Raw genomic sequence first — 22,992 nt, 5'->3', positions numbered from 1 at the left:
AATGAGCGTAAATGAAGTGAGTATTCCCGTTGGAATCGAAAATATTAACCGTCTGGAAGTACAAATACAGGACATTTTGGAAGCGATCGCCGCAACAGAATCCTTTGTATCGGGAATAGATTTTTTGGAGTTTAGTCACGATCAAAAAACGATCTTTGCGGTGGAAAGGGCGATCGGCATTATTGGGGCGACGGCAAGAAGGTTGCCGATTAGTTTTATGGATCGCTATCCCCAGATTAATTGGCGGCGTTTGACCAGTGTGGGAGATAGCTTGATGTTTGGTTATTTGGAAATCGATCTCAATACCCTATGGGAGATGACTCATCAAGAAATACCTTTTATCAAGGAGTTAATGCGAAAGGCACTCGCGACTTTATAGGAGGATTAAGGGCAGCGCAGTGCGCCACCCTTACTCAAAGAGCATTACAAATCCAGCCTTCAAGGCGATCGCAGGTTGCAGGAATTCCATAATTTGGCTGTTGCCCTGCCCATGCTGCTTGAATTGCGGCGAGAACGGCATCGATGGTATCGCCTGAAGGATCGCGATCGCACTCATCGGCAAGATGTGGGCTGATGTCGATGACAAAGCCATATTTAGCCTGAAAAATAGGCGATCGCCAGAGTGCAATTATTTTTTGGCGTGCCGACTGCATGAGAGAGTCTTGTTTGGCTTTTGAGTCGGATTTATAGCTTTGTCTACCGATCAAAAATCTGGCAACGAGGGCAGGATAAACCTCAATGACAGTACGCAAGTCATCCGTAGGATGACAGGGCATAATATTAAATCCTGCTTTGAGCATTCGCGGAGCCCCTTCAAAAAACATTTTCCCCACAGGTACTCCATAAACTTTCATGGGGCTGATTGCGCCCACAAGTCGATCGGTATGGCGCAAATGCTCGCGATCGCCCTTAGAACGATTTTGCCGATATCGATCCAGTACCTCCACAAACTCCTGTTTTGTCATCTGTCCGACGCGATCGACATATTCCGCCCAAGTATTTCCCCATTGCAAGTTTTCGATTAATTTTCGGGGCTGACCCAGAGGAAAATCTACTCCTGCAAGACAAGTTGGCGATCGCTCCAAAAAGTCTATAAATGATGGCAAAGTTGTAAATCGATGGAACTTTTTAATATGTAAAATATCAGCTTCTCGCCAAGCCTCCGTGCAAACGATTGCCTTCCCTTGCCTTGGGGCGCTTGTGAAATCAACTCCATATATCAATTCCATAAATCGGTAATGCTAAATATGATCAGAATGGAGAGCACTTTGCGCTCTCCATTCTGATCGTATTGACTAATTTTTGTAATTTTTGACTTTAACTTCTATTTTGGGTGGCGGCGGTGCAGGTGTTGCTGGGGCGGTGGGCGGTGTTGTGGAAATGGGGGGGCTAGGAACCGTGGTGTTTGGGGGCGTTACTATTGGACTGGAACTGGGAATTGGGCTGGGAATTGCGCTGGGAATGGTATTGGGTAGCGGCGTAGGTGGAGCGATCGTCGTATCTTTAAGCCCTAGTTTCAGTTGATAGGGAACTTCCGCTGCTCCCAGTCCTCTCAATTGAATCGTATAGGCTCCATCGCTGGTAATTGGCAGATCGGCATTCAAAACATTGACGGCATTAGGTAAGGCGATGCCTTGAGCATTGAGTACCGTCAGGGATAGTCCATTGCCCGTAATTGCCGTACTAAGTAATTGCCCAGCCTTAGCTTGAATACTATAGCTGTGAGTAGCATTCCCTGCTATTTTATTGGGAATAACCAAGGATTCTTTATTCGCCTCTAAATTAAGAACTTGATTGATCGATTCGCTGGAAGTCGCAACGGGGACTGGGCTTGTAGGATTTGACTCAGGAGCGATCGGTCTAGGCGTGATCGGTTGATTATTGACAATCACAGATGGCTGATTGTTGCGCATCAGCGCAGGCAAAACAAAGGCGGCAATTACCGCAACTACTGCCAATAGACCACCAAACAGAAATAGAACTCCAGAGTTAGAACTAGCTGAGTTAGAAGCAGGAACCACTCGCCGAGTTTGGGTATTAGCTTGGTAAGAAGTATTATTAGAGGTAGTTAAGCCATCTGTTCCCGTTAGAATTGTGGATCGGACGATCTTGCTGGTCGTGGCTTGACGTTCCACCTCACTCATGGTCGCGAAAGTACTAATGCCTTGATTGACCTCCCGTACTGACTGATATCTTTGGGTATAGTGGTAGCGAACCATGCGTGTTAATACCATTGCCAGACCGTTACTGACCTTGGCTTTGTCACGCCACACTAGTTCCCCTGTAGCAGGATCGTTCGGCAAATCAGTGGGAGCGTAGCCCGTGAGAGCCTTAATAGCGACCATCCCTAAGGCGTAAATATCACTGCTGTAATTGGGTCGTCCCGCGCATTGCTCGCTAGGCATATATCCAGGAGTACCAATGGTTACGGTAAATCGCGATTCGCCCTTTTCGTCGGCAGCAAGTTTAGTATTAGCATCTTGCATGGCTCGAACAGCGCCAAAGTCAATGAGGACGATTTTTTGATCTTTCTTGCGACGGATTAGGTTATCTGGCTTAATATCGCGATGAATTACCCCTTCAGAATGGACGAATTCCAAAACTTCTAGGACATCCTTCAAGATTTTGAGAACTTCCACTTCGCGTAGCTGTTTGTCTCTGGTGTTGTTATCAATATTGGCTAGTTCATCAAGAATGACCTCTTGAGACTGATTATCTAAATTTGCCACATCTGGCAAATCCGCTTTTAGTTCGTCATGAAGCGATTTTCCCTCTACAAATTCTTGAACTAAAAAGAACTGTTTGTCTTCTTCAAAGTAGGCGAGGAGTTGAGGAATTTGGTCATGTCTGCCCAATTTCTCTAAGGTTTCAGCTTCTGTGTTAAATAGCCGTCTGGCTTCGCGGATAAAGTTAGGATCGTCGCTGGCAGGCTTCAGTTGTTTGACAACACAGGGCGGCGATCCCGGACGACGCATATCTCTGGCAATGAAGGTATGTCCAAATCCACCTGCTCCGATTTGTTTAATTAATTTATAACGTCCATCTAATACTTTGGCTGGCATGGCGATCGCCCCTCTAGTTATCGGCTCTGGATATTAACTATCGTCCTGTTGTATCCCATTGTATAGGAATGTATTGGAATCCGATGATTCTCTAAAACTTCATCTATAGCTATAGTTAAAGAGGAGAGGGTTGGCGCGAAGCGCCAACCCTCTCCTCTTTGGTTTGGAAACGCTATAAACCTGTATAAACGAGAATATTAAGTCGTATCATAGGATAACTATAAAAAATATGCTCTTGCCTCAAAGTTAATGAATTTGACTGCTAAACCTAATCTACTTGCTCAACAAATCCATGAAATTGATAATCAATTATCTAAGCGATCGCTAGCTCTTGATCCCAGCGGTTACTTTATTATCTATGTGGATTATCAACAAAGTTTAATTTGTGCTAAATACTATAGCAACATCATTAATGATCAAGGTTTAGCAGTCGATCCTGAAACTGGCAAACCAATTCCAGCTAGAGGCAAGGTTGACCGTCAGGCCGTGCAATTATTTACAGGCAGAAGTGCAAAGGAACTCTGTGTCGAGATCTTTGAGAAAACACACCCCTGCCCTGTTACACTATTTGACCATGCTGCCTACCTAGGTCGCGAAATACAGCGAGCGGAATTAGCGCTGTTACAACAACAGGAATATATCCAAGACTAAAGATTTTGATGGTATTTATGGCTTTGCTCTTAAGTATTTTCTCTTAAGTACTTGCTCTGAATATCAGATATCTAAAATATAATCATTCATACAATAGTCATAAGCGCCAGATGTCACCTTTGATCGGCTCCATTAACAATAGTTGGTGGGAAATTCAAGTTATAGCCAAGCAATCTCTAGAAGAGCAAATTTTTTGGCGATTGCAAAATTTTGGTTGTCAAGGAATGGCAAGCCAAAAAAAAGACGGACAGATTCAAATTAGTAGTTATTTGCCTGTCGAGAAAGGTAGTGTTTTGGATCTGGCGGCCTTGTCGCTATGGCTAAAACAGGATGCGATCGCCGTTAATTACGAAGCGCCTGTCACTCAATGGACAGTGATTAATGACGAGGACTGGTCATCGAGTTGGAAGCAACATTGGAGTCCACAGGAAATTGGTGACATGTTGGCGATCTATCCTGCTTGGATTGAAGCCCCTGCCGATCTTGGCGATCGCCAAATTCTCCGTCTCGATCCTGGTAGTGCTTTTGGTACGGGTGCTCATGCTACGACCCAGCTATGTCTGGAAGCTTTAGAAATGCGTCTTTGGGGAGTCAAGCCTGAAGATAATATTGTGGTTGCTGATGTCGGTTGTGGTTCGGGCATTCTGAGTATTGGTGCTTTATTAATTGGTGCGAGCCAAACCTATGCGATCGACAATGACATTTTGGCAATTAAAGCCACCAATCACAATCGTCAACTCAATGGCATTGCCGCAGAAAAAATTTGGGTTGCGGAAGGGAGCATCCAAGATCTGATTGCCCATATGCCCGAACCTGCCCATGGATTTACCTGTAATATCCTCGCCGATATCATTGTCGATATGGTTCCCTACTTCGATAAACTGGTGGGCGAAAATGGTTGGGGAATTTTAAGTGGAATCTTAATCGAGCAAGTACCGAAGGTCGCCGATGCCCTAGATGCCCATAAATGGGTAATTGCTACTTTTTGGAAGCGTCAAGAATGGGCATGTCTGACAATTAGGCGATCGGAATATTAAGGAGCTACTCCCTTGCCAGTGAATAATTAGACGTTGCGCCGCAACGTCTAATTATTCACTGGCAAGGGAGTAAGCATAAGTAAATTTAAAACCAGAGAGGATACCGCCCGCGTAGCGGGCGGTATCCTCTCTGGTTTTGGTTTTTATGCTGAGCTAATTAAGCATATCAATTCTTGATGGAGGAGGCAGTCGTTACTCAATATTAAATGTTTCCATTAAATGTTTCCATTAAATGTTTGCGACAACTACACGGTTTCTACCCGTTTCTTTCGACATGTATAGAGCCTTATCGGCTCTAGAGAGAATCGTCGTAATTGTATCCTTCTCTTGGTCAAAGGTTGCCACCCCAAAACTTGCGGTTACATCAACATTATTGCCATTGATCACTACTGGTGTGTCGGCAATTACGGAGCGAAGTCGCTCGGCTACAAGCATAGCTTCTTCCGAGGAGGTCTCTGTTAGCAATACCACAAACTCCTCGCCGCCAATTCTTCCGAGCAAATCGCTCTCTCGCATCAGCAGATTAACCCGTTGCGAGATATCATAGAGGGCGATATCCCCACCCCCATGTCCCCAAGTGTCGTTAATCTTTTTAAAGTGGTCGATATCTAAGGCAATTAGAGAGAGTGGGCGTTTATAGCGACGACTGCGTTCTATCTCTTGTTCGAGTCGATACATAAATTGCCGTCGATTTGCTACTCCTGTGAGCATGTCTATGCTAGCTATCCGCTCCAATTCGACATTCAGGTGAGCAAGTTCATTGGTACGTTCGACAACTTTGCGGCGTTCAATTTCTAATTTTTTTAAATAATCTTGAATGGCTTGGTAAGCCTCATCTCTTTGCAAGAGATTGATATAGGCGCGTGAGTGATAACGAATACGGGCAATCAGTTCGATCTTATCGGGTAGTTTAATTAAATAATCATTGGCTCCGATCGCAAAGGCTTCTGCTTTAAGTTCTACTTCTTCTTTACTAGACAAGACGATCATGGGAATATCACGGGTGACGACATTAGCCCGAAAGAATTTCAAGAGCATTAAGCCATCGATTTCTGGCATTACTAAATCCTGCAAAATCACTGTGGGTGCAACTTCGATCGCTTTCTGAATGGCAACCGAGGGATCGCTACAAAAATGAAAAATGATATCACTTTCCGTTAATAGCATTCGCCGCACTGCCTCACCGATAATTGCTTGATCATCGATAAGTAGCACGGTAATAAGCGGCTCATTGGGAAGGGATTTGGGTTTGCCAAACATTATTTTTGATTCTTTCTTTAAAGTATTAAGCCCGTAATAGGGATATCTGGCGATTGCAAGCAGAGGCGATCGCGTCAATGGGTAGAATTTCACAAGCAGCCCCTAGTTCAAAAGCCGCTTTGGGCATTCCGTAAACGATGCTCGTTGCCTCATCCTGTGCGATCGTATGCCAGCCAGCGGATTTTAATGCCGATAACCCTTCCGCACCATCTTTACCCATACCAGTTAATAGCAATCCTACACCTTTACTTTTCCAGTTCTTCATAATGCTATGGAAGAAGATATCGACGGAAGGTCGGAAAGGCGTTTCTATCGGTTCTTCGGTATATTGAAATGTAAGCTGGGGTGTAATAATTAAATGGTCATTGGTTCCTGCAATCATGACACAATTCCCTTCAACCTTCTCTCCCGTAATTGCTAACTTTACGGTCAGAGGAGTCTGAGTACCCAGCCAATTAACCAAGCCCGAGGCAAATTGGGCATCAACATGCTGCACAATTACAATGGCAGCAGGAAAACTGGCGGGTAGTTGGGATAAAATCATGGCTAAGGCTTTAGGTCCTCCAGTAGAAGCACCAATGGCGAGTAAAGGGGGCTTGGGAGACGCACGTCTTAGATCGGCACGAATTACGAGCTTACTCAAGGTCGCGATTTTCTGAAGTAGCTTGTTGCGTCCAAGGGAATTTTCTTCTAAGCCGATCGAAGGAGTATCAATCGCATCCAAAGCTCCATAACCCATGGCTTCAAAGACTTTATTGGCATGTTCGTTGACATCGGCGGTAATCAATAGGATCGCACAGGGATTAGTTTGCATGATTTGTTGCGTCGCCTGTACACCATTGAGAACTGGCATAATCAAATTCATGAGGACAAGATCGGGAGTATCACGGGCGCATTGGTTGACCGCAGCACCGCCATCTCTGGCGATCCAAGCAATTTCATATTCGGGGACGGAGGCAATTGTACGGCGTAACGCCTCGGCTTCAAGCATGGAATCATTGGCGATCGCAATGCGCAATTTCCTAGGGGTAGACATAATAAATTAGACTCCAATTAGATCTTGTACGGCTTGAATCAGGGTATTGTCATGAAAACTACTCTTAGTAAGGTAGTAATCAGCACCGACCTCCAGACCGCGAAGGCGGTCTTCTTCTCGATCTTTATAAGATACGATAATTACAGGTATAGATTTTAGGTTGGGATGATTCTTGATTTGACTGACTAACTCAATACCATTCATGCGCGGCATATCCACATCGGATACAACCAAATTAAAGCTACCCGTACGGATTGCATTCCATCCATCCATTCCATCCACGGCAACCTCCACTTCATAGCCTTTATTTTCCAGTAGTTTTCGTTCCATTTCTCGTACGGTAATAGAATCATCTACCACTAGTATACGTTTGCGACTCTTAATAGATTTTTTATCTTCATAGTGACTGACTTTATCAAGTTTGCCGCCTGTCAATAACTTATCGATAGTACGAACCATATCTTCCACATCAATGATTAAAATAGGTGCTCCATCTTCCATTAAGGCGGCAGCACTAATATTGGGGATTTTGCCTAAGCGTTTATCTAAAGGACGAACGACTAATTCTCTCTCCTCTAAAAACTTGTCAACTACTAACCCATAACGACTATGGCGATCGCTAATAATGATGATCGGCAGTTCTTCTAGATTGAGTTGCGATTCTCTTAATTCTAAAACCTGACAAGCCACGACGAGCCCAATATTATATTGATCAAACGTGAAATATTGGCGGTTCTCGATGAGGTGAATTTCTGATTTTGAGACTAAAACGATGTGATCAATGCGCGAGAGGGGAAAGGCGTAGGGCTCTCCTCCAATCTCCACTAAGAGAGAACGGGTTACCGATAAAGTTAGGGGTAACTGTAGATGAAAGGTCATCCCTTTACCCGCCTGTGAGGATGCGCGAACCATGCCGCCGACCTGCTGTACCATATTCTGCACGATATCTAGCCCCACACCGCGCCCAGACACCTCGGTAACCTGTTTCGCTGTGGAAAATCCTGGTAAAAACAGAAAATCCATGAGTTCGATTTCGCTCATTTGGGCTGCCATAGAGCGAGTCGTCATCTTTTTGTCAATTATTTTTTGACGGATATTCTCAGGATTTAATCCTTTGCCGTCATCGCTGACGGTAATCGCCAGCATTCCCGAACGATGCATTGCTTCAAGGCGAATGATTCCTTCAGGAGACTTACCTACAGCTATTCTCGCTTCAGGGGCTTCTAATCCATGATCGATGGCATTGCGGAGAATATGCGTTAGGGGAGCCTCTAGCTTTTCTAAAATATCGCGATCGACTTGGGTAGACTTACCAATGATTTCCAGCTTAACTTGCTTGCCTAGCTGTCTTGCTAAATCGCGCACCATGCGGGGAAAGCCCTGTACTCCATCGGCAAAGGGGCGCATATGGCTAGCGATGACTTCACGATATAGGCGATCGGAGAGATTTGCCGATCGCCTAGCAAAAACCTCTAGTTCGCTCAAGCGCTCAGATAGAAAATGGCGACAACTATCGGCGGTGCGACGAGCGGATTTAAACTGGATGGACTCGACTGAATTAAGCTTTTTCTGAGATTCAAGGGACTCGGAAAGAACCTCTAATTGCCGATCTAGATCTGCTTGTAAATATTTTAGCTTTAGGAGTGAATCGGCAAAAGGTTGCAACCAATTAGCTTCTACGAGGGATTCTCCTGCTAACCCCATTAAACGATTGAGATTATCCGTATTGACTTTGACGGTACGTTCGGCAATTTTTTCAGTCTCGTGGTGGGGCTTGGTAAGTGTCGTAGACTGTACGGGAGAACTAGCTGCGATCGCATCTGCCTCTGTCACCATGAGCGCTTCGCTGGGCTTGGCAACAGAATGTCCTGCCACTAGGCTGAGGGAAGATTCCACATAGGTCAAGCCCTGATTAGGCTCTTCTGTGGCTTGTTTGGCTTGTGGGACTTTCTCTTTTTCCGTATAAGCCCCAGCCACTACTAATCTATCTAATCTATTGCGTCGTTCTTCAGGCAAAATACTTTCCATCGCCACCAGAACTTCCCCAATATTGTCCCGATTGTCAGTCAACCAATCGGAAATGTTTCCTGAAGATACTTGGGAAATATTGAGTAAAATATCGACACATTGCAGAAAGATATCGATATGACTGCTGGTGATTTTGATTAATTCTGATTGAGCGCTGACAAAGCAATCTTCTAGAATATGCGCTAATTGGACGGCAACATCGAGTTGGACGATACGCGCCGCGCCTTTAATCGAGTGGGCGGCGCGCATGAGTGGTTCGATTTCATCGATCGCGTTAGGGGTGTTTTCCAGTTGTAGCAATCCATCATTGAGCACAGCCACTTGATTTTCTACCTCCATCCGAAATAGATCTAACATGGAGAAGTCGCTCAGATCGGGAATTGTATCGCTTAGGGGCGATTCAATTAGGTGGCTATTGTAAAGGGATTCTCCATCGGCTTCCTTAATCGCTCTATGATTTGGGGTCGGATTATCGCTCTCCAACGTTTTTAGCTCAGTGGATTCACCGAGATGAAGATCTTCGGCTCTGGTAACCCTATTAATACGTTGGGTGTAAAGGTCAATATATTCTTGGCGATCGCTCAAAAAAGAGGAGATTTCTGCGACAGGAACCTGTCCAACCTCGGCAAGGAAATCAACGGTTTGATGAAAAAGGTCAATATGTTCTTGTTTCGGGAGGAAAAAACCTTCTTGAAAAGCCACAAAACAGTTTTCCAGACTAGCGGTTAAATTAGCGATCGCTTCGATATGGACAATTTTGGATGCTCCCCGAATCGAATGGGTGGCGCGCATGAGGTTGGTAAATAAATCTCTAGAGGCAGCACCGAGATTGCCAGAGATGGCTTCTAAACTTTTATACATGTCAGCGGTGTGGCTCTGGATCTCCATTTGAAATAGATCCAGCATGGAGAAGTCGCCCAAGTCTGGTTGGTTCACAGCACTCTCCTGCTTAAGGTATAAAATAGCAATTCGTCATCCAAATAGCCCACAGATCGATCTTGCCAAAACATAAGCCCTTTTGTATAGGTTTCCGTTCGTTTGGAGATCGTGGTGGGGATCTCTTGGAGGCGATCGCGATGAATGGCATGGATACCTTGAATTTCATCCACGGCAAATACCCAAGAATATCCATCTTTGGTAACTACCACCATCCGAGGGTACACAACCTGTCCTTGGCGATCGATCTGGTGAGCAGTGGTAGGTTCTAAGCCCAGTAATTCCATCATAGAAATACACATCAAAATTTCACCGCGAATATTCACTAATCCCTGCAAGATCTTATTGCTGCGATGGGGAATGGTATGGATAGTCTGTACCTGAGTTACTTCTTTGAAGAGCTGCGCTGGTAAAGCCAACCATTCAGCACCTAACCGAAAAATGCCGACCGAAAGGCGATTAGCAGCATTTAAACGATAATTTTCTGGTATATCCTGCGTTGCGGTTTCTGTCCATTCATCGAGATAGCCGAGGGGGGCTTCTCTTTCTAGGAGCGATCGCCCTGCTGCGGCATAAATAAAACAATTACGGCAATGAATTTGTTTTTTTAATTCTGGACAGGAGCGATCGCCCCATACACCAACCTTACGCCAGCAATTTTGGGTGGTTTCGGTTGTATCACTGGTTGTATTGGTTGTATTACTTAGGTTAGTACCGTGGGAATTATTCATAAAGAATGGCTCTTACCTTTCTGTTATATTTTTCGTGTCATATTTTTCGCCATATTTTTCGCCATATTTTTCGCCATATTTTTCGCCATATTAGTAAATATATTTACGAATATATTCGCGAATACTTTTAACTCAACAACTGAAACCGCGATATTTCTTGTCGGAGATCGTAACCAGCTTCATTGAGTTGATCGATCGCCCGATTGATCTCTCTGAGGGCATCGGCGGTTTGATTAGCCGCCTCGCTTAATTGCACCATCGCTTCACTAATTTGGGTCGCGCCGAGAGACTGCCCTTCCATTCCTTGACTGACGGCATCAAAACGGGGAGTCAATCCCTGCACTTGATGGATAATTCCCGCTAATTTTCCGCTAATGCCCCGAATATCATCAACGCCATGACCAACTTCGCGGGTAAATTTATCCATTTCCATCACCCCCGTGGCAACTGCTGATTGCATTTCTTTGACCATGGTTTCAATGTCTAGGGTTGCTACGGCAGTTTGATCTGCCAAGCGCCGAATTTCCCTAGCCACGACCGCAAATCCTAGCCCATATTCACCTGCTTTTTCCGCCTCGATCGCCGCATTTAGGGACAACAAATTAGTTTGATCGGCAACCTTCGTGATTGTCGTGACGATACTGTTAATATTATTAGCCTTTTCGCTAATGATCCCGAGTTTAGAAGAGATCGAACCCGTTGCCTCCGCTAACTGACGCATGGTGTTTTCCATGCGGGTGAGTTCCTGTTGTCCGCCACTTGCGGAAGCTGCGGTAGCTTCCGCACTCCTCGAGACTTCATTCATGACATGGACTAGTTCCGTTGAGGTGGCGGCAATTTCCTTAGCCGTGGCGACCACTTCATTGGTTGAAGCTACCTGTTCGTTGACCGTGGCTTCGAGTTGTTTGCCAGAGGCAGAAATTTGGGTTGAAGAAGTCATGATCTTGATCCCCGTCTGACTGACTTTGCCGATCAATCCATTGAGATTATGGGTCATCAACCTAAATGCATCCAGTAATTTCCCAATCTCATCCTTAGTCGATGATTCTGGAACGCGGCTGGTCAAGTCACCAACGGAGATCTTTTCGGCAACAGAGACCACACCAGCGATTTTTGCTCCTAGGGGTTTAGCGATTATATTACTGAAAATAACTCCGAAAAATATGGCGATCGCCGCCCCCGCGATCGCTATGCCTAGACTGTTGCGAATGGCTTTAGTAGCATCTTCCTCCGCTTTGAGCGCTGTTTTTACGGAAAGGCTGAGGTTGTAAGAAAGTAATTTATTTATAGCATCATCGGCTTTATAAAAAGATGGATTTAAGGTCACTAAGGAAAAACTTACTAGTTTGGCTAAAACATCGGCAGCGTTTTTTGCTTTGACAAATTCTGGAGAGTTAGCTTGTCCTTTTTGGGTGAGATCGAACATGACTTGCAATGGGTTGGGCATATCGGCGCTTTCAAACTCATCGCTAATCTCCGAAAAACGGCGACTATTTTGTGTCCACTCTTCCCAAGGACTTTTTAATTCTCTATAGATGCCTAACTCCGTATCATCAATGGGCAAACTTTCGTATACTTTAAAACTATCCGTAATTACTTTAAATTTTGATTCAATCGTCTGTCGCGATTTCAATCTTTCTTCTTTAGCTACTTGAGGAATTAGTAGATTTCGTTGTGATGCCTTTACGGCAGTCTGCGCTTCGTTGATAATTCCCAGATGATAAAGACTAGGAGCATTATTTTTGCCTAAAGTGCGTATATGTTCGCTTAGATTTTGATTACCACTGAGTCCAACTAAGGAAACTATCATTACTAAGATAGCCATTAGTAAAAATGCTCCGATAATTCTGGCTTGCAAGCCTAAGTTTTTAAACATACATCATTTAACTCCAGAATAAATACTTCTCTTCATAACATAGCTAATTCTAAAATGAGTATATCAGTATATACAAAGGCTTCTATAAATTGTTTTGCAGGAAAATATGCCAGTAATTCTAGATTTTTAATATCTATAAAATGCTGGAATTTTACTTGATTTTTTTGGGTTTCTAATAATTAAATATTCATCCTTAGGGCGAATATTCCCATCATGGAACTGTGATCAAAGATATGTGCGCCAAAGTTTTTAAACCAGATTTTTAATTTCCCCATTTACTTAAACACTCATTTAGAGTAATCATTTAGAATAATCATTTAGAAGCATTATCTTAGTGCTGTATTCTAGATGATACTTAGCCAACAAAAATCATTACTTCTTTATTAAGACTAAAATAATACTAAGTACGTGGGCTTAATTAAATATAAAATCCTAAAGCCTGCGCCGCACGCGCAGCGTGAGCCGCAGGTTTTAGATGGGGATTTTAATTATGCTGAGATACTTAATATTAAATGTCTATCTAGATATATTGGATATGGCTTATGTTGATGCTGCTTTTTTATGTGGGAACCGAACGCTATGCGATCGCCTGTAGCTATGTCGTTGAGGTCGTAAGATTGACATCTCTACGAACACCGCAACAATTACCTCCTCCCGTTGTTGGAATGTTTAAGTATAGTAACGTCATTGTTCCTGTCATCGATCTCTGTCAGCTAATTCAGGGAACCCCTTGCAAGACGCATTTAAGCACTCGGATTATTTTGGTGCGCTATCAAGTCTCAGGACAAGAATCTCCTTCCATTTTAGGTGTGGTGGCGGAAAGAGTTACGGAAACCATTGACAGTCAAGATACGGAGTTTGTTGATTCAGGAATTACGGTCAGTGATGCTCCCTATTTAGGCAAAATCATTAGCGATCGCTATGGACTAATTCAGCAGGTAAAATTAGATCGTTTGCTACCAGATATATGTCACACATAGAAATCGCCGCATTTCTCAAACAAAAGATAGGGATGGATGCAAATACGGTCAGTCCCAGTGCGATCGCTAGTGCGATTCGTCAGAGAATGCGTTCTCTCAATCTAACAGATGAGCGAGTCTACTACCGTCTTTTACAGAGTTCGGGTGGGGAGTTACAGGAATTTATTGATGTGGTGACGGTTCCTGAAACTTGTTTTTTGCGCGATCGTGAACCATTTACATTCCTAAAGCATTACATTACGCATAATTACATTACGCATAAACGTTTGCCACAGCAACGCCACTCCATATTTAGGGTTTTAAGCGTACCCTGTGCCAGTGGTGAAGAGCCCTATTCAATCACTATCACGCTGATGGAATCTGGTTTATCTCTCAATGCTTTTCAAGTTGAGGGGATTGATGTCAGTCAAAAAATGATTCAAAAAGCAACCCGTGGAGTCTATACGATGAATTCTTTTCGGATGACTTCCCCAGAGTTTCAAGCCCGTTATTTTACAGCAAAAGATCGCGAGTATGAGTTGCATAAAGAGATTCGGGACTCGGTAAGATTTTCCCGCGATAATATTCTCGACCCTCAATTTGGTATTCATAGGCTTTCTTTCTATAATGTTATCTTTTGCCGAAATTTACTGATTTACTTCGATCAGCGCGATCGCGATCGCGCTTTACAACGTCTTCACCAAATGCTCGCTAACGATGGGATTCTTTTTGTCGGACATTCCGAAATGGGACAAATTCCCCAATCTCTTTTTGAAGCTATTCCCTCCAGCAAAGCCTATGCCTACCGCAAATTGGCGTTATGCCCTCAGCCAATCGCCGCAAGTACAGTCCCCATACCTACTTCTCCATTGGAGCAAGGGGAAATGAAGGGTGATTTTTCCGCTTCCTTCAAACCGATCGCAACAACATCTGTTGATCGCAATCTCCCCAATCCCTTAGAAGAAGCCAGAAAACTTGCCGATCGCGGGCTTTTACAAGAAGCAATTAGTATCGGCAAAGGCTATCTCGAACGCCATCGTACCGATGTGGAAGCCTATGTACTGCTCGCGCAGATCTATCAAGCGCAGGGCAGTGAAACTGAGGCGATGCATTTTTTTCAGCGTGCGCTTTATCTCAATCCCAAGCATGACGATGCACTCTTTCATCTCTACCTATTAAAGGAAAAAATGGGCGATCGCGCTGGTGCAGAAATCCTGCGTCAGCGGCTCCAACAGTAGCAAATGTCAAATTCTTTAGGGCTGCGGACGGGCCACCATAATACCGATCGCATGGTCTACCCTTTCCACGTAGCGCTGGAGATCGGGTGAGACTTTGACTTTGCCCGATGGAGATGCATGGATAAACCCAAAGCCCTTAGCAGTGGGATAGACAAAGCCTGTATGGGTTGTATCTAGCCCCTTGATATCAGTTACGACTGCGATAATGTCGCCAGCTTTTAGGGATGAATAAATCGCATGGATGTTTGGAGATGGGATATACCGTAATGGCGCGGATTTTGTCTCTAATTCCAGCTTTTCTTCCATTGCTAAAATGCATTGGTAATTGCTTTCACTATGTTTGAGTCTTGGATATTTTTGCCAGTTACTACTCATAAAGTTTAGGCGCTTTTCAAGGCGAATCCCCCCTAATTCGGCGGTAAGATCGCGCACAATATTACGTTTCTGATTATCGCGAATCCATGCAGAGAAATAATGCAAGCGACTACAATAGCCATCTAAATTTCCATTTGCATACCTTACGGTTTGAACCTGCTCGATAAAGTTTGCATAGGTCGGTTTGGTTGCCAACAAATTACGAGTGAAGGCTAAAACGGTTTCAACAAATAGCACGCAGTCAAATTCCGTCAGCGATACGGATAGCTTTTCGATTTCCCCTCGATCTAATAAGCCTTCACGATAGGGCTTGCCAAGAAATTGACTAGAAACTGTTTGTAAGACTTCATTCATAGGCAATTGTGATATGCGATCGCCAAAGGACTGCATGAGTCGCTGATATTCTGTTTTTGTGGTGGGATCGTCTAAAACATCTAAGCTTGCAGATACGCTTGATGCATGGCTTTGCAAAGTTGATGGATTGCTTTTAGCGGTGACGATAACGCGATCGTTCCGATCACAATTTTTAAATTCGGGAATAAAATAATCGCTAAAGGATATTCCTAATAAAGTACATAGCAAAAAAGGTTTGATAGCTTTTGACATGAATTCCTAACTAAATGCTGCTAATTATACCAAAACTAAAAATAGCGTAGCTATTTTTAGTTTTTCAAATCCTTATTAGGTTTGATGTTTAATTCACGCAAGTGTTGTCACACTTTCGTAAATCAAGACATCAAACCCAATAGAGAGTTGCGGCGCTTTGCGCCGCAACTCTCTATTGGGTTTGATGTTCTGATTTAAGTGAATATAGCTATAAGTAGTTGGGCATAATGAAAACCCAGAATCAAAACCTGTAGCGCAAGCGCAGCTTGCGCTACAGGTTTTGGGACTTTATATTAAATTTTGCCTAGTTACTTAGCTAAACTGAAAACTATGATCTTTTAACTAATGTGAGTGAGAAGTCCCGCACTCTATCCGTTTACAGGGATGAGTGGCGGGATGAAAACGAATCAGAAAACAAGTTAAGCGACAGTGAATCCATGGTAAAAAAGAACTAAGCGGAGTTGAAAAGAGTAGCCGTGGTGGGCGAACTTTCCGTTGTATAAAGGCTAGACACCACCTATTAGTTTTACACTAATAGCCCCAATATCCCGCTAAGCCGTAAAAGGGCTTATGGATGGGTGAAGTAAATAACTCTACTCCTTGGGACACAGGGAGTCTGCCTCGAAGATAGGAAACTATCTTGCCAGTTAGTACCACTATGGAGTGAGTAAAACCTGCGGAGGGAGGATAAGTCCAGATTAGAGATGGCTCTAACAAGGCTCTCCCAGTGAAAGAGGAAGCCCATACTCTATTTTTTTGTTTACAGAAAAAAATGAGTGTCGGGTATGTCACGTGGGGACAAGTTCGCCTGGACGCAATTTTACCCATTTCCCCATTTCTGCCGAAAAACTCTCACAGCCAACCACATCCCATTCCATTTGAATATCTTCGGATTCCGTGCGGATATTAACATTAATCGTGGGAGAGAGAGCCTCAAAATCTGGATTTTCGGTTAGATGTGGTTGCTGGTGGAGGCTCTCAACGGAGTGATAGGTGATGCAGCGATCGACATAGGTGCAATTGATGCAGATGCACATGGCAGTTATACCTAATTCATGGGGCTATCCTAACAAAAATATTTGGTGGTGTTATAGCTATCGCCAAATGTATAGCTGCTGCCAACTGTATCAGGACATAAAACCCCAAAGAGAGTTGCCGCGCTCCACGCGGCAACTCTCTTTGAGGTTTTGATTTTGTCCTAACAAAACTGGCGGCAGCTATACTAGGACATAACCCCCAAGAATTGACTGGCGGCGCGAAGCGCCGCCAGTCAATTCTTGGGGGTTGATTTGTCTTAATTCAAGTGACTGTAGCTATATATTCAGACTAAGTAGGATTATCAAAAGTTCTTAAAGGACTCTATGCATAGATATCCAGCGCTTTGCGCTCAAATCCAAACCAAGAAAAATCTTGAAAGCGTTGCTTCGCAACGCTTTCAAGATTTTTCTTGTGGTTCGTTTGATCAATAATTGCTGTCAGAGCTTTTGAAGTTTTTTCTTGAGAGTGAAGGATTCCATACCTATTAGGACTGGTGACTTTGATAGGTAATTATCTATCGAAGTCATAGAAGTTTTCAGGTTGCCCAAGATCGGATGAAAACTTCGCTAGTTATTCCTAAATACTGCTTGAGCTTCTGTTATACAATACTTAGTAGCAGTTTTAAATCCTTAACAATTTGTTGCATTGAATATTATGGCACTGAAAAAAGGCACTCTCGTTCGCGCTGTTCGTGAAAAGTTAGAAAATAGTCTTGAAGCATCGGCAAATGATACTCGCTGGTCATCGTACATTTTTGAGACATGGGGCGAAGTGTTAGAGTTTCGCGGTGATTACGTGCAAATCAAATTTGCTAAAGTCCCTACACCTGTAATCTGGCTGCATAAGGATCAGCTAGAGGAACAAGCGGCTTAATCCATAGGAAATAATTACAACCCAAAGCCTAAACCTGTGGCGCATCGTGCTTAATACCAAAACACAAAATGGCGTAGCCATTTTGTGTTTTGAAAACACTTACTGGGTTTGGTTTTTAATTCACAAAATTGTTGTCACACTTTCGTGAATTGGTATAGGTTTGGGGGCGTTAGCGCTAATTTTAGGAAGTTATGACAGTAATTTTGACCAATGACGATGGGATTGATGCCGAGGGACTTTGGGCTTTGCAACGAGCGACGGAACTATTTTTTGGGAATAAAGGGGCGATCGCTGCTCCCAATTGTCAATATTCGGGTTGTGGTCATCAAGTAACAACCAAAGAGCCGATCGCGATCGCCCAACGCGACAAGGATATTTACGAGATCGCTGGATCGCCTGCGGATTGCGTGCGGGTTGCGATCGCCCATTTATACAGCGATGTGAAATTGGTGCTGTCAGGAATCAATCATGGCGCTAATATGGGGCTCGATACCTACATGTCTGGCACGGTTGCGGCGGTGCGCGAGGCAGCTTTTTATAATATTCCTGCGATCGCCATTTCCCACTATCAAGATCGGCGGCGAGAATTTAACTGGACTTGGGCATCTGAGACTGCTGCGCGTGTAATCAAGCAACTTCTGGAAATTCCCCTGCCGCCGCAGTCCTATTGGAATGTGAATTTGCCCCATTTGCCTGAAGCAGAGCAAAATCTGAACACTGAAGTTGTTTTTTGTGAAAAGTCGAATTCCCCATTACCCTTAGAGTTTCAGACTGAAGGCGATCGGGTGACCTATGCAGGTCGCTATCACCTCCGCGAGCGTACGCCAAATACCGATGTGGATGTTTGTTTCTCTGGCAAAATTTCAGTTACCCAAATGAGGATCTGAGCAATATTTGATACCAAAACTCAAAATGGCGTTGCCATTTTGAGTTTTGGTATAATACCCCAAGAATTGAATGGCGGTGCGAAGCGCCGCCATTCAATTCTTGGGGTTTATTGTAGCTATATTTACAATGCTGTGGAGAAGATGAAGCCTAGGCTATTTAATTAGCGATTCGCCAAAAGTGCGGATTACAGGCAATGTATCGGTAAACCAACCGAGCCCCAAACCTCCACCAGCAATCAAGGCTAGAACAAAAAAATTCCATCCCCGATTGTTCATAAAAGCGCGAAGTTCATTTCGAGCCACATACATCAACAATGCCCAAACGATGCTAATGCCTAGAGATAGGGCAAACTGTGATTTTTGGAAGAACACAAAAAAGACTGCGGCGATCGCCCATCCAACGGCAACAATCCACTCAACCCCAAAGGCGATCGCGCCAGCAGGAATCCAGATCCGCCAATCTGCCTTGTGAATCGACAGCAACCATCCGTAGACGATATAACCAAATAGGACAAGAGCTAATGATAATAGCGGTAATTTTCGTAAAGAACGCATATTTTGCATCTCCAGACAAAGCGTGTTAGTTAGAGCTTATATTACAAAAATGGAACTTCCCCTAGTCCTTGACGCAAAATCTGGGGATTGAGATCGTCGGTAAGATCGATGATGGTCGAGACCTCATAACTGAGCTCGGAACCATCGTCAACGATGAGATCGACTAACTTATAAAAGTAATCGAATAGTTCAATTTTGGAAAGGGTCGAAACATGGCGCTGTTTGCTACCTTTGCCCTGATAGTCCAACTCCAGACTGTCTAGAACGTCTTCTTTCAAATTTGCAGAAGTAGAAATAACGGGATTGCCTAATGCTTCAATTAGCGCTTGCGATACCATGTGATTGGGAACGCGAATGCCTGTAGTTTTACGTTTTGGATTTAACACCAACTTCGGCACGAGCTTGGTCGCTGGCAAGATAAAAGTAAATGGACCTGGAACCAAACTTTTCATCGTGCGATAATTGGCATTGGAGACATTGGCATATTCCGCAATATTAGAAAGAGACGAACATAAAAACGTTAGAGGTTTATCGTTCGACATCTGCTTCAGCTTGCGAACGCTCTCCACTGCCGACTTTGACATCAGATCGCAACCGATCGCAAAGACTGTATCCGTCGGATAGAGCATGATCGCGCCATCGCGTAAAGCATCGACAATCTGGGCGATCGTACGTGCTTGGGGATTGTCTGGATGCAGTCGGTGGATCGTAGCCATAATTATGTCTCTTGTTAAAGCCTCAAGAGGCTTTGGGGAATAACAGAAATTTTTAAAAATTTGGCAAAGCCAGATTTTTAAAAATTTCTGGGGGTTTTCAGAAAGCTCAAAATATTTTTAGTTATCTAGAAGTAACCAGATAACTGGACTTTTTCTAGAGGTATTCTCTATTTAGTAGAGGTTGTAGCACTTCAGGAATTAAAATGCGTCCGTCAGGTTGCTGATAGTTTTCCAGAATGGCGGTCATCGTGCGTCCCACGGCCAGTCCTGAGCCATTGAGCGTATGCACAAATTCCGTTCCCTTCTTACCTTTACTCTTAAAGCGAATATTGGCGCGTCGAGCTTGGAAATCTAGGAAATTAGAACAACTAGAAATTTCGCGATAGGTATTTGCCGCAGGCAGCCATACCTCGAGGTCATAGCATTTGGCGGCACTAAAGCCGATGTCTCCCGTGCAGAGTTCCATTACCCGATAGGGAAGCTTTAGGGCTTGGAGAATGGATTCCGCGTCGCGTACTAACTTCTCATGCTCCGCCGCCGAGTTCTCAGGAAGTACAAATTTGACCAGTTCCACTTTGTTGAACTGGTGCAAACGAATTAACCCTCTGGTATCGCGTCCATAGCTTCCTGCCTCGCGACGGAAACAAGGGGTATAGGCACAGTGATGGATGGGGAGATTTTCACCCTCAAGGATTTCATCGCGATAGAGATTTGTAACGGGAACTTCCGCCGTGGGAATTAACCACAGATCGTCTTCAGCACATTTAAAGAGATCTTCAGCAAACTTTGGCAATTGTCCCGTGCCTGTCATGCTGGCAGTATTGACAAGCAGGGGCGGCGCAACTTCGGTATAGCCATTAGCGGTATGGGTATTCAGCATGAACTGAATTAGGGCGCGTTCGAGGGCGGCTCCCGCACCAATGAGGTTGACAAAGCGAGTTTGGGCGATCTTAACAGCGCGTTCAAAGTTAAGGATGCCCAACTTTTCGCCAATTTCCCAATGGGGCAAGATATCGGTACGGCTAGTCTTATATTCATCGCCCCAGCGCCGCACTTCCACATTTTCATCTTCATTCGCGCCGATGGGTGTGGTTTCGCTAGGCAAGTTGGGCAGGGTCATCAAGATTGCATTACTCTCTTCCCGCAAGGATTTTTCCTTGGGTTCGAGTTCTGCTAGTAATTGTTTGACTTCTAGCGATCGCGCTTTGAGTGCTTGGATTTCTTCGGCAGGGGCACTCGATTTCATTTTGATGCCGACTTGCTTGCCGATGTCGTTGCTTTCGGCTTGCAAATGCGATCGCTGAGTTTCGAGCCCGCGAACTTCCTGCTCTAGTTCGACCAGTTTACTGATGTCGTAACCTTTGCCTCGGCTGTTGAGGCGAGCTTGTACCTGTTCGGGCTGCGATCGCACGAGCTTAATGTCTAACACGGACTTTTATTTAACCTAAACGCATTCAAAGCATCATAACTCACTGCATTACCGTTAAGGCGATCGTTAATTTTTGATTGCTATAGCAATGTAAGGTTTACTTTAGGATATACAGCTACCGCCAATCTTATTAGGACAAAATTCAAACCCAAGATCGTGTTGTCGCGCGGAGCGCGACAACACGATCTTGGGTTTTATACCAATTTCCAAAATGGCAACGCCATTTTGGAAATCTCAAAACCTTACTGGGTTTGGTTTTTAATTCATGAAATTGTGGCAACACTTTCACGAATTGGTATTATGTCCTGATACAGTTGGCGGTAGCTATAAACCCCTAAAGATGAGTGGCGGCGCAAAGCGCCGCCACTCATCTTTAGGGGTTTATGTCCTTGCTATACCAAATTAAGAAATGGCGTAGCCATTTCTTAATTTGAAAACCCTTACGAGGTTTAGTTTTTAATTCACAAATTTAATTCACGAAGGCGTGGCAACACTTTCGTGAATTGGTATTAGAACCTGTGATAAATGAGCCTGTGATAAAATCATTATGTAGGCTCAACTCCTCACTGAGAACTATGAATGCTTTAACGATCAGCCTAGAGTCTGTAATCGATCTTACTGACGAACAATTTTTTCAACTTTGCCGCAAAAATAGCGACCTCAGATTTGAGCGCAACGCTCAAGGTGATATTACAATTATGCCTCCCGCAGGTAGTGAAACAAGCGCCCGTAATTCTGATTTAAATGCCGATCTCGTATTTTGGAATCGAAGAACAAAGTTGGGTATTGTCTTTGATTCTTCTGGGGGATTTAAACTTCCGAATGGTAGCGATCGCTCGCCTGATGCTTCATGGATCTTGAAGGAGCGTTGGGAAGCATTAACGACCGAACAACAGGCAAAGTTCGCTCCCATTTGTCCAGATTTTGTAGTGGAATTGATGTCCCCTAGCGATAATTTGAAGGTCACACAAGCAAAGATGCAGGAGTATCAGGATAACGGCGCGAGGCTTGGTTGGCTGATTAATCGTAAAGATCGGGAAGTAGAAGTTTATCGCCTTGGTAAGCCTAGGGAAGTTTTACAAAATCCGATTTCGCTCTCTGGGGAAGATGTATTGCCTGAGTTCGTTTTGAGTCTTGCGGAAATTTGGTAATTTAAGATACGGCGAATGCGCGATCGCTTTAAGCACGATGAATCAATAGACACTTTAGATTTAATACACTTCATCGTGAGTTCCGAGAGCGATTAGTAACACTTTGATATCAGATAAAAATTTAAAAACTAGTCTATGTTCGTAGTTGATGCTGATAGCCCAATATCCTGCAAGATTTCCACTTAAGCTATGGGTCTTCAATGATGGATGAAATGGCTCATGTTTAAAGAGTTCGAGTTTTTGCTGAAATCGATCGACAAGTTCAGGATTTTTCTTGCGCCATTTCTTTAAGATTCGAGTAAATGACTCATCCCAAGTTATTTCAATCATCAGTAGAATCCATCATTAGATCTGTAACACTGCCTGAACGAACTTTCCCAAGCCTATAGTTCTCTTCGGCTTCTTGGATTCTTAAGGCAATTTTGTTTCTGCGTAGTTCTACTATTCTTTTTTGTAAGGTTTCGGCTACAAAAAGCTGATCTTCAAAATCGAGAATTGATATTGCTTCTAAGATATTACCGACGGGTGTTGATGTTTGCATAGGACTT

23 protein-coding genes are annotated in these 22,992 nt (G+C 43.9%); 8 read left to right on the top strand and 15 right to left on the bottom strand.

Annotation, left to right across the window (positions count from 1 at the left end; all coding sequences use genetic code 11):
* Position 1 precedes the first annotated feature (1 nt).
* A complete protein-coding gene (locus tag PseudUWO310_RS03730) occupies positions 2–379 on the top strand; it encodes a DUF86 domain-containing protein (protein ID WP_055074166.1) in 378 nt (125 codons plus the stop codon).
* Positions 380–413: 34 nt separating this feature from the next.
* Here PseudUWO310_RS03730 and PseudUWO310_RS03725 read toward each other — a convergent pair whose 3' ends face one another.
* Both PseudUWO310_RS03725 and PseudUWO310_RS23200 read right to left on the bottom strand, forming a co-directional pair.
* Complete coding sequence (locus PseudUWO310_RS03725; RefSeq protein ID WP_142599116.1) at positions 414–1,229, bottom strand: DUF429 domain-containing protein; 816 nt, start codon at positions 1,227–1,229, stop codon at positions 414–416.
* Positions 1,230–1,295: 66 nt separating this feature from the next.
* On the bottom strand, positions 1,296–3,062 hold the full coding sequence (locus tag PseudUWO310_RS23200; protein ID WP_223805516.1) for a serine/threonine-protein kinase: 1,767 nt from the start codon (positions 3,060–3,062) through the stop codon (positions 1,296–1,298).
* Positions 3,063–3,311: 249 nt separating this feature from the next.
* On the opposite strand from PseudUWO310_RS23200, the gene PseudUWO310_RS03715 reads away from it, so the two are divergent.
* Together PseudUWO310_RS03715 and prmA are read left to right on the top strand one after the other, a co-directional pair.
* Positions 3,312–3,713: a DUF4346 domain-containing protein gene (locus tag PseudUWO310_RS03715; RefSeq protein ID WP_009627154.1), complete on the top strand. Its 402-nt coding sequence runs from the start codon at positions 3,312–3,314 to the stop codon at positions 3,711–3,713.
* A gap of 110 nt (positions 3,714–3,823) precedes the next feature.
* Positions 3,824–4,750, top strand: a complete 927-nt coding sequence (gene prmA / locus PseudUWO310_RS03710; RefSeq protein WP_142599114.1) for a 50S ribosomal protein L11 methyltransferase — start codon at positions 3,824–3,826, stop codon at positions 4,748–4,750.
* A gap of 228 nt (positions 4,751–4,978) precedes the next feature.
* On the opposite strand, the gene PseudUWO310_RS03705 is transcribed toward prmA, so the two are convergent.
* The 5 genes from PseudUWO310_RS03705 to PseudUWO310_RS03685 form a co-directional block, all read right to left on the bottom strand.
* Positions 4,979–6,010, bottom strand: a complete 1,032-nt coding sequence (locus PseudUWO310_RS03705; RefSeq protein ID WP_142599182.1) for a diguanylate cyclase — start codon at positions 6,008–6,010, stop codon at positions 4,979–4,981.
* Positions 6,011–6,035: 25 nt separating this feature from the next.
* On the bottom strand, positions 6,036–7,046 hold the full coding sequence (locus PseudUWO310_RS03700) for a chemotaxis response regulator protein-glutamate methylesterase (protein WP_190315894.1): 1,011 nt from the start codon (positions 7,044–7,046) through the stop codon (positions 6,036–6,038).
* Positions 7,047–7,052: 6 nt separating this feature from the next.
* Positions 7,053–10,010 carry a response regulator gene (locus tag PseudUWO310_RS03695; RefSeq protein WP_190315893.1) on the bottom strand — a complete coding sequence of 986 codons (2,958 nt, stop codon included), beginning with the start codon at positions 10,008–10,010 and terminating at the stop codon, positions 7,053–7,055.
* Positions 10,007–10,741 carry a chemotaxis protein CheW gene (locus PseudUWO310_RS03690; protein ID WP_142599112.1) on the bottom strand — a complete coding sequence of 245 codons (735 nt, stop codon included), beginning with the start codon at positions 10,739–10,741 and terminating at the stop codon, positions 10,007–10,009. Before PseudUWO310_RS03690 ends, PseudUWO310_RS03695 begins: the two co-directional genes overlap by 4 nt.
* A gap of 127 nt (positions 10,742–10,868) precedes the next feature.
* On the bottom strand, positions 10,869–12,617 hold the full coding sequence (locus PseudUWO310_RS03685; protein WP_142599110.1) for a methyl-accepting chemotaxis protein: 1,749 nt from the start codon (positions 12,615–12,617) through the stop codon (positions 10,869–10,871).
* Between the two features lie 542 nt (positions 12,618–13,159).
* Between PseudUWO310_RS03685 and PseudUWO310_RS03680 the strand changes: the two genes are divergently transcribed.
* Positions 13,160–13,597: a chemotaxis protein CheW gene (locus tag PseudUWO310_RS03680; protein WP_142599108.1), complete on the top strand. Its 438-nt coding sequence runs from the start codon at positions 13,160–13,162 to the stop codon at positions 13,595–13,597.
* The gene (locus PseudUWO310_RS03675; RefSeq protein ID WP_142599106.1) at positions 13,585–14,814 is read left to right on the top strand and encodes a CheR family methyltransferase; all 1,230 of its coding nucleotides are present in this window, start codon (positions 13,585–13,587) and stop codon (positions 14,812–14,814) included. The genes PseudUWO310_RS03680 and PseudUWO310_RS03675 overlap by 13 nt, the downstream gene beginning before the upstream one ends.
* Before the next feature lie 15 nt (positions 14,815–14,829).
* Here the strand turns inward: PseudUWO310_RS03675 and PseudUWO310_RS03670 are convergent, their stop codons facing one another.
* The 3 genes from PseudUWO310_RS03670 to PseudUWO310_RS03660 form a co-directional block, all read right to left on the bottom strand.
* Entirely contained in the window at positions 14,830–15,795 is a 966-nt protein-coding gene (locus PseudUWO310_RS03670; RefSeq protein WP_142599104.1) for an N-acetylmuramoyl-L-alanine amidase-like domain-containing protein, read from the bottom strand.
* Positions 15,796–16,326: 531 nt separating this feature from the next.
* Positions 16,327–16,512, bottom strand: coding sequence for a hypothetical protein (locus PseudUWO310_RS03665; RefSeq protein WP_142599102.1), 186 nt, complete (start codon positions 16,510–16,512; stop codon positions 16,327–16,329).
* A gap of 71 nt (positions 16,513–16,583) precedes the next feature.
* Positions 16,584–16,832: a Ycf34 family protein gene (locus PseudUWO310_RS03660; RefSeq protein WP_142599100.1), complete on the bottom strand. Its 249-nt coding sequence runs from the start codon at positions 16,830–16,832 to the stop codon at positions 16,584–16,586.
* Positions 16,833–17,487: 655 nt separating this feature from the next.
* Between PseudUWO310_RS03660 and ndhO the strand changes: the two genes are divergently transcribed.
* Together ndhO and surE are read left to right on the top strand one after the other, a co-directional pair.
* Positions 17,488–17,706, top strand: coding sequence for an NAD(P)H-quinone oxidoreductase subunit O (ndhO, locus tag PseudUWO310_RS03655; protein WP_142599098.1), 219 nt, complete (start codon positions 17,488–17,490; stop codon positions 17,704–17,706).
* A 191-nt stretch (positions 17,707–17,897) separates the two neighbouring features.
* Positions 17,898–18,593 carry a 5'/3'-nucleotidase SurE gene (surE, locus tag PseudUWO310_RS03650; RefSeq protein WP_142599096.1) on the top strand — a complete coding sequence of 232 codons (696 nt, stop codon included), beginning with the start codon at positions 17,898–17,900 and terminating at the stop codon, positions 18,591–18,593.
* Between the two features lie 153 nt (positions 18,594–18,746).
* Here surE and PseudUWO310_RS03645 read toward each other — a convergent pair whose 3' ends face one another.
* From PseudUWO310_RS03645 to serS, 3 genes are all read right to left on the bottom strand, one after another.
* The gene (locus PseudUWO310_RS03645) at positions 18,747–19,148 is read right to left on the bottom strand and encodes a hypothetical protein (protein ID WP_009627182.1); all 402 of its coding nucleotides are present in this window, start codon (positions 19,146–19,148) and stop codon (positions 18,747–18,749) included.
* 41 nt (positions 19,149–19,189) lie between these two features.
* Positions 19,190–19,864 (bottom strand): L-threonylcarbamoyladenylate synthase, encoded by a 675-nt coding sequence (locus tag PseudUWO310_RS03640; protein WP_142599094.1) that lies wholly within the window; start codon positions 19,862–19,864, stop codon positions 19,190–19,192.
* 154 nt (positions 19,865–20,018) lie between these two features.
* Complete coding sequence (serS, locus tag PseudUWO310_RS03635; RefSeq protein ID WP_142599092.1) at positions 20,019–21,293, bottom strand: serine--tRNA ligase; 1,275 nt, start codon at positions 21,291–21,293, stop codon at positions 20,019–20,021.
* A 575-nt stretch (positions 21,294–21,868) separates the two neighbouring features.
* Between serS and PseudUWO310_RS03630 the strand changes: the two genes are divergently transcribed.
* Positions 21,869–22,444 (top strand): Uma2 family endonuclease, encoded by a 576-nt coding sequence (locus PseudUWO310_RS03630; protein WP_142599090.1) that lies wholly within the window; start codon positions 21,869–21,871, stop codon positions 22,442–22,444.
* Positions 22,445–22,504: 60 nt separating this feature from the next.
* On the opposite strand, the gene PseudUWO310_RS03625 is transcribed toward PseudUWO310_RS03630, so the two are convergent.
* Together PseudUWO310_RS03625 and PseudUWO310_RS03620 are read right to left on the bottom strand one after the other, a co-directional pair.
* Positions 22,505–22,774 carry a type II toxin-antitoxin system YafQ family toxin gene (locus PseudUWO310_RS03625; RefSeq protein ID WP_142599088.1) on the bottom strand — a complete coding sequence of 90 codons (270 nt, stop codon included), beginning with the start codon at positions 22,772–22,774 and terminating at the stop codon, positions 22,505–22,507.
* Positions 22,767–22,985 carry a hypothetical protein gene (locus PseudUWO310_RS03620; protein ID WP_142599086.1) on the bottom strand — a complete coding sequence of 73 codons (219 nt, stop codon included), beginning with the start codon at positions 22,983–22,985 and terminating at the stop codon, positions 22,767–22,769. The genes PseudUWO310_RS03625 and PseudUWO310_RS03620 overlap by 8 nt, the downstream gene beginning before the upstream one ends.
* Positions 22,986–22,992: the final 7 nt, after the last annotated feature.

It is taken from the genome of Pseudanabaena sp. UWO310, assembly GCF_006861605.1.
Classification (GTDB): Bacteria; Cyanobacteriota; Cyanobacteriia; order Pseudanabaenales; family Pseudanabaenaceae; genus Pseudanabaena.
Note: the sequence above shows the minus strand (reverse complement) of the source record. Positions and strands in the feature narration are given on the sequence as shown.

Excerpts from the sequence above, each read along its gene's own strand:
- PseudUWO310_RS03730 (WP_055074166.1), top strand. The coding sequence starts at position 2 with ATGAGCGTAAATGAAGTGAGTATTCCCGTTGGAATCGAAAATATTAAC.
- PseudUWO310_RS03725 (WP_142599116.1), bottom strand. The coding sequence starts at position 1,229 with ATGGAATTGATATATGGAGTTGATTTCACAAGCGCCCCAAGGCAAGGG.
- PseudUWO310_RS23200 (WP_223805516.1), bottom strand. The coding sequence starts at position 3,062 with ATGCCAGCCAAAGTATTAGATGGACGTTATAAATTAATTAAACAAATC.
- PseudUWO310_RS03715 (WP_009627154.1), top strand. The coding sequence starts at position 3,312 with ATGAATTTGACTGCTAAACCTAATCTACTTGCTCAACAAATCCATGAA.
- prmA (WP_142599114.1), top strand. The coding sequence starts at position 3,824 with ATGTCACCTTTGATCGGCTCCATTAACAATAGTTGGTGGGAAATTCAA.
- PseudUWO310_RS03705 (WP_142599182.1), bottom strand. The coding sequence starts at position 6,010 with ATGTTTGGCAAACCCAAATCCCTTCCCAATGAGCCGCTTATTACCGTG.
- PseudUWO310_RS03700 (WP_190315894.1), bottom strand. The coding sequence starts at position 7,046 with ATGTCTACCCCTAGGAAATTGCGCATTGCGATCGCCAATGATTCCATG.
- PseudUWO310_RS03690 (WP_142599112.1), bottom strand. The coding sequence starts at position 10,741 with ATGAATAATTCCCACGGTACTAACCTAAGTAATACAACCAATACAACC.
- PseudUWO310_RS03685 (WP_142599110.1), bottom strand. The coding sequence starts at position 12,617 with ATGTTTAAAAACTTAGGCTTGCAAGCCAGAATTATCGGAGCATTTTTA.
- PseudUWO310_RS03680 (WP_142599108.1), top strand. The coding sequence starts at position 13,160 with ATGTTGATGCTGCTTTTTTATGTGGGAACCGAACGCTATGCGATCGCC.
- PseudUWO310_RS03675 (WP_142599106.1), top strand. The coding sequence starts at position 13,585 with ATGTCACACATAGAAATCGCCGCATTTCTCAAACAAAAGATAGGGATG.
- PseudUWO310_RS03670 (WP_142599104.1), bottom strand. The coding sequence starts at position 15,795 with ATGTCAAAAGCTATCAAACCTTTTTTGCTATGTACTTTATTAGGAATA.
- PseudUWO310_RS03660 (WP_142599100.1), bottom strand. The coding sequence starts at position 16,832 with ATGTGCATCTGCATCAATTGCACCTATGTCGATCGCTGCATCACCTAT.
- ndhO (WP_142599098.1), top strand. The coding sequence starts at position 17,488 with ATGGCACTGAAAAAAGGCACTCTCGTTCGCGCTGTTCGTGAAAAGTTA.
- surE (WP_142599096.1), top strand. The coding sequence starts at position 17,898 with ATGACAGTAATTTTGACCAATGACGATGGGATTGATGCCGAGGGACTT.
- PseudUWO310_RS03645 (WP_009627182.1), bottom strand. The coding sequence starts at position 19,148 with ATGCGTTCTTTACGAAAATTACCGCTATTATCATTAGCTCTTGTCCTA.
- PseudUWO310_RS03640 (WP_142599094.1), bottom strand. The coding sequence starts at position 19,864 with ATGGCTACGATCCACCGACTGCATCCAGACAATCCCCAAGCACGTACG.
- PseudUWO310_RS03630 (WP_142599090.1), top strand. The coding sequence starts at position 21,869 with ATGAATGCTTTAACGATCAGCCTAGAGTCTGTAATCGATCTTACTGAC.
- PseudUWO310_RS03625 (WP_142599088.1), bottom strand. The coding sequence starts at position 22,774 with ATGATTGAAATAACTTGGGATGAGTCATTTACTCGAATCTTAAAGAAA.
- PseudUWO310_RS03620 (WP_142599086.1), bottom strand. The coding sequence starts at position 22,985 with ATGCAAACATCAACACCCGTCGGTAATATCTTAGAAGCAATATCAATT.